The sequence below is a fragment of the Lactobacillus sp. A27 genome (assembly GCF_016742815.1).
In the GTDB taxonomy this organism is placed as follows: Bacteria; Bacillota; Bacilli; order Lactobacillales; family Lactobacillaceae; genus Lactobacillus; species Lactobacillus gallinarum.
Genome location: NZ_JAEHNT010000077.1, coordinates 1 through 239 on the forward strand (window position 1 = coordinate 1; position 239 = coordinate 239).

The window sequence follows — 239 nt, forward strand, 5'->3', positions numbered from 1 at the left end:
CTTTGTCTACAACTCTTATGTAGGACGCAATCGAAGCAATTATCATGCTAAGCACTACTTAGCTGTTAGACAATATCAAACAATATCTTTTGCCTTTTCTGCTCTTAATAGCTATGAAGTCCAACTGGCAGAAACAGTAGTCATCAATAATGAATTATTGGCTAAGCCTAAGAATATCCGCGATACTTATAGCTTTTTACGCGTTAAAGAAATTGATAGCCTCGCTATTGCCAACGCTA

At 36.8% G+C, this 239-nt stretch carries 1 pseudogene; it reads left to right on the plus strand.

Annotated elements, in window-relative coordinates:
- A pseudogene (locus JEM49_RS08655) lies at nt 1-239 on the plus strand (RNA-guided endonuclease InsQ/TnpB family protein); the annotation flags it as partial.